At 60.6% G+C, this 719-nt stretch carries 1 protein-coding gene; it reads left to right on the top strand.

Annotation, left to right across the window (positions count from 1 at the left end):
* On the top strand, positions 1 to 719 hold a 719-nt coding region (locus tag IEV38_RS15215; RefSeq protein WP_188397607.1), incomplete at both ends, for a molybdopterin-dependent oxidoreductase.

The following is a 719-nucleotide window of genomic DNA, read 5'->3' on the forward strand; positions in this document are numbered from 1 at the left end:
GGCGTCGTCGGCCTGCGCGAAGTGCGCTATGGCTACGATGGCGAAAACCATCTGCGCATGGAGAAGGACGAATCCAACCCGTACTTCACCTACGATGCGTCGAAGTGCATCGTCTGTAACCGTTGCGTGCGTGCCTGCGAGGAAACCCAGGGCACCTTCGCACTGACGATCGACAGCCGCGGTTTCGCATCGCGCGTGTCGGCCGGCCAGAAGGAAGATTTCATCGATTCCGAGTGCGTTTCCTGCGGCGCCTGCGTGGATGCCTGCCCGACGGCAACCCTGACCGAGAAGACGGTCATCATGATGGGTCAGGCCGAGCACAGCAAGATCACGACCTGCGCGTACTGCGGCGTGGGTTGCTCGTTCAAGGCGGAAATGAAGGGCAATGAAGTCGTTCGCATGATTCCGAACGAGAACGGCGGTGCCAACCATGGTCACGCGTGCGTCAAGGGTCGTTTCGCCTGGGGCTATGCAACCCACAAGGACCGCATGCTCAAACCGATGATCCGCAGCAAGATCACGGATCCGTGGAAGGAAGTGTCGTGGGAAGAGGCGATCAATCATGCCGCTTCCGAGATCAAGCGCATCCAGGCCAAGTATGGCCGTGGTTCGGTCGGCGGCCTGGTGTCGTCGCGCTGCACCAACGAGGAAGGCTATCTGGTGCAGAAGCTGGTGCGTGCTGCCTTCGGCAACAACAACGTCGACACCTGCGCACGCGT

The sequence above is a fragment of the Oxalicibacterium flavum genome (assembly GCF_014635065.1).
Taxonomy (GTDB): Bacteria; Pseudomonadota; Gammaproteobacteria; order Burkholderiales; family Burkholderiaceae_D; genus Oxalicibacterium; species Oxalicibacterium flavum.